Origin of the sequence: Pseudomonas sp. GZD-209 (assembly GCF_049310485.1) — a bacterium.
Lineage (GTDB): Bacteria > Pseudomonadota > Gammaproteobacteria > Pseudomonadales > Pseudomonadaceae > Aquipseudomonas > Aquipseudomonas sichuanensis.
In genome coordinates this window covers 1-3943 of sequence record NZ_JBMOWQ010000195.1, presented here as the reverse complement: position 1 = coordinate 3943, position 3943 = coordinate 1, and the positions used below count along the sequence as shown (strand labels likewise).

The following is a 3943-nucleotide window of genomic DNA, read 5'->3' as shown; positions in this document are numbered from 1 at the left end:
CCCCAGCGCTCTCCTCGCGCAGGCGCTCCAGCACCCGCTGGGTGTTGTCGTCGCAGGGCAAGCCCGCTCCCACGTTGTGCTTCACATGGCTGAATATGTTTCCGGCTGTTCAAATATTCGCCAATTACCTTGCTTGTCCCCCCGGCCTTCTCTACAATTGCGCCCCTTGCCAGCTGGCCGGTGCGCATGCGCCTACACGCCGGGGCAAGACTTACAGTGTCATTCACTCCTTGTCTGACCAGATACGCTGGCAGACTACTAACCCGTAAGGAGCATTCATGCGTCATTACGAAATCATCTTCCTGGTCCACCCGGATCAGAGCGAGCAAGTCGGCGGCATGGTTGAGCGTTACACCAAGCTGATCGAAGAAGATGGTGGCAAGATCCACCGCCTGGAAGACTGGGGCCGTCGTCAACTGGCCTACGCAATCAACAATGTTCACAAAGCTCACTACGTGATGCTGAACGTTGAGTGCACCGGCAAGGCCCTGGCCGAGCTGGAAGACAACTTCCGCTACAACGATGCCGTGATCCGTAACCTGGTCATCCGTCGTGACGAAGCCGTTACCGGCCCGTCCGAGATGCTCAAGGCAGAAGAGAACCGCAGCGAGCGCCGTGAGCGTCGCGAACGTCCTGACAGTGCTGATGGCGTCGATGGCGACGACAGCAATGACAGCGACAACAGCGATAACGCTGACGAGTAATCCACGGACCTTTTGAGGAGCCAATCACATGGCACGTTTCTTCCGTCGTCGTAAATTCTGCCGCTTCACTGCTGAAGACGTGAAAGAGATCGACTTCAAAGATCTCAACACCCTGAAAGCTTACGTATCCGAAACCGGCAAGATCGTTCCAAGCCGCATCACCGGTACCAAAGCTCGTTATCAGCGTCAGCTGGCTACCGCTATCAAGCGCGCCCGCTTCCTGGCCCTGCTGCCCTACACCGACAGCCACGGCCGCTGAGACCGGGTCGTCGACTTAAGTAGCAAGGGATAAGCATGCGAGCGTTAGCAAGTTTCATCATGCGCGGTCGTGTGCAGGCCACCTTCGTGGTGGTCATCAGTGCGGTACTGCCGCTGCTGTTCTGGTTGAGTGCCGCCGCCGGGAGCCTGGTGTTCCTGCGGCGTGGTTTCAAGGATGCTTCATCGGTCATCGCCTGGGGCCTGTTGCCGGCGGTGGTCATGTGGTACTTCGGCGAACCCAGCACCTTGCTGGTGTTTTTGGGAACGCTGGGCCTGGCTGCGCTGTTGCGTGCCGGGCACTCCTGGAGCCGAGTGCTGCTGTCCAGTGTCGTATTAGGCTTGCTGTACAGCCTGATCCTGGATGCGGTGCTGCGCGAAACCTTCGAAGTGCTGGCCAAGGCGCTTGAAAAAGCCCTGCCGCAGTTCGAAGGCAAACCCGTACTACCTGGTGAGCTGATCGGCCCTTTGCTGGTCGCTTCCAGTGCGGTAATGCTGCAGCTGTTCAGCCTGCTGGCTTTGATGCTGGCGCGCTACTGGCAGGCAGCGTTGTACAACCCCGGTGGTTTCGGCCGCGAGTTTCGCGAACTGAGGCTACCGCTGGTGCCCATGCTGGCACTGGTGTCGCTGATGGCGCTGGGTCCGTTTATCGGGTCTCAGTTCATCGTGCTGGCATCGGCCTCCAGCCTGGTACTGCTTCTGGCTGGCATCGCCCTGATTCATGGGTTGGTGGCGCAGGGGCGACTGGCCGGGTTCTGGCTGGTGGGGATGTACGTGACGTTGCCGCTGCTCATGCAGCTGATGTATCCGTTGCTCGTGGTTTTGGCCATTGTCGACAGCCTGATTGATTTTCGCGGTCGCAAGTCCCCTTCGCAGGGTGACGATTCCGCGAACGGTGAAGGTTAAAAGTTAAGAGGTTTTACCAAATGGAACTGATCCTGCTGGAAAAAGTCGCCAACCTGGGCAACCTGGGCGACAAAGTAAACGTTAAGGCCGGTTACGGCCGTAACTTCCTGCTGCCGTTCGGCAAGGCCACCGTTGCCAACGCCGCCAACCTGGCCGCGTTCGAAGAGCGCCGCGCTGAGCTGGAAAAAGCCGCAGCAGACAAGAAAGCATCGGCTGAAAGCCGTGCTGCCCAACTGGCCGAGCTGGAAGTGACCATCACTGCCACCGCTGGCGACGAAGGCAAGCTGTTCGGTTCGATCGGCACCCACGACATCGCTGACGCCCTGACCGCCTCCGGCGTTGAAGTGGCCAAAGCTGAAGTTCGTCTGCCGAACGGCACCATCCGTCAGGTTGGCGAATACGACGTAGCCGTGCACCTGCACAGCGACGTTGAAGCCACCGTACGTGTGGTCGTCGTAGCTGCCTAAGCTGCGCAATCGGCTGGTCCCTCGCGGGCCAGGCGGTTAACATCGGGCACGGTCCTGTTTCTTACAGGCCGTGCCCTTTGTTTTTATCATCTCCCAGAATTCTTTCGTGGCCATGAACGAGATTACCCATCCCGAACAGCTCGACCTGCAAACCGCTGCCCTGAAGGTGCCGCCGCATTCCATCGAGGCCGAACAGGCCGTGCTCGGTGGCCTGATGCTGGACAACAACGCCTGGGAGAAGGTGCTGGATCAGGTGTCGGATGGCGATTTCTATCGGCATGACCACCGCCTGATCTTCCGCGCCATCCACAAGCTGGTCGACGGGAACCACCCGTTCGATGTGGTGACGCTGCACGAGCAGTTGGACAAGGAAGGTGTCTCCACCCAGGTCGGCGGCCTGGCCTATCTGGCTGAGCTGGCCAAGAACACGCCGTCGGTGGCCAACATCAAGGCCTACGCCGCGATCATTCGCGAGCGGGCCACGCTGCGCCAGCTGATCAGCATCAGCACCGACATCGCCGACAACGCCTTCAACCCCCAGGGGCGTAACGCCGAGGAGATTCTCGACGACGCCGAGCGGCAGATCTTCCAAATCGCCGAGGCGCGGCCGAAGACCGGCGGCCCGGTAGGTGTCAACGAGCTGTTGACCAAGGCCATCGACCGCATCGACACGCTGTTCAACTCCGACAGCGACATCACTGGTGTCTCCACCGGTTACACCGACCTCGACGAGAAGACCAGCGGCCTGCAGGCTGCCGACCTGATCATCGTTGCTGGCCGTCCGTCGATGGGCAAGACCACCTTCGCCATGAACCTGGTGGAGAACGCGGTGCTGCGCAGCGACAAGGTGGTGCTGGTGTTCTCCCTCGAGATGCCAGGTGAGTCGCTGATCATGCGTATGCTCTCGTCCCTCGGCCGGATCGACCAGACCAAGGTGCGTTCCGGCCAGCTCGACGATGACGACTGGCCGCGTCTCACTTCCGCGGTCAACCTGCTCAATGACCGCAAGCTGTTCATCGACGATACCGCCGGCATCAGCCCCTCGGAGATGCGCGCCCGTACCCGCCGCCTGGCCCGTGAACACGGCGAGATCGGCATGATCATGGTCGACTACCTGCAGCTGATGCAGATCCCAGGCTCTGCCGGTGACAACCGCACCAACGAGATCTCCGAGATCTCCCGCTCGTTGAAAGCCCTGGCCAAGGAATTCAACTGCCCGGTCATCGCCCTGTCGCAGCTCAACCGCTCCCTGGAGCAGCGCCCCAACAAGCGCCCGGTCAACTCCGACCTGCGTGAATCCGGTGCAATCGAGCAGGACGCCGACGTGATCATGTTCGTCTATCGCGACGAGGTGTATCACCCCGAGACCGAGCACAAGGGCGTGGCCGAGATCATCATCGGCAAGCAGCGTAACGGCCCCATCGGCTTCATCCGCCTGGCGTTCATCGGCAAGTACACCCGCTTCGAGAACCTCGCGCCGGGCATGTACAACTTCGACGACGACGAGTAAGCCATCAGGCTCGACTGGCCCCTGTGGGAGCGGGGGGGGGGGGGGGGGGGTGGGGGGGGGGGGGGGGGGGGGGGGGGGGGGGGGGGAAGGTAGGGGGGGAG

General features: G+C 61.0%; 5 protein-coding genes. All 5 read left to right on the top strand.

The features are described from left to right. Window positions 1-278: 278 nt before the first annotated feature. The gene (rpsF, locus tag ACO6VM_RS20635; protein ID WP_110996123.1) at window positions 279-704 is read left to right on the top strand and encodes a 30S ribosomal protein S6; all 426 of its coding nucleotides are present in this window, start codon (window positions 279-281) and stop codon (window positions 702-704) included. Between the two features lie 28 nt (window positions 705-732). Next, window positions 733-963: a 30S ribosomal protein S18 gene (gene rpsR / locus ACO6VM_RS20630; RefSeq protein ID WP_003249563.1), complete on the top strand. Its 231-nt coding sequence runs from the start codon at window positions 733-735 to the stop codon at window positions 961-963. 35 nt (window positions 964-998) lie between these two features. After that, complete coding sequence (locus ACO6VM_RS20625) at window positions 999-1865, top strand: hypothetical protein (RefSeq protein WP_125465749.1); 867 nt, start codon at window positions 999-1001, stop codon at window positions 1863-1865. 20 nt (window positions 1866-1885) lie between these two features. Continuing rightward, window positions 1886-2332, top strand: a complete 447-nt coding sequence (rplI, locus tag ACO6VM_RS20620) for a 50S ribosomal protein L9 (protein WP_011535934.1) — start codon at window positions 1886-1888, stop codon at window positions 2330-2332. Between the two features lie 112 nt (window positions 2333-2444). Next, a complete protein-coding gene (dnaB, locus tag ACO6VM_RS20615) occupies window positions 2445-3842 on the top strand; it encodes a replicative DNA helicase (RefSeq protein WP_401055410.1) in 1398 nt (465 codons plus the stop codon). The last annotated feature ends 101 nt before the right edge of the window (window positions 3843-3943 follow it).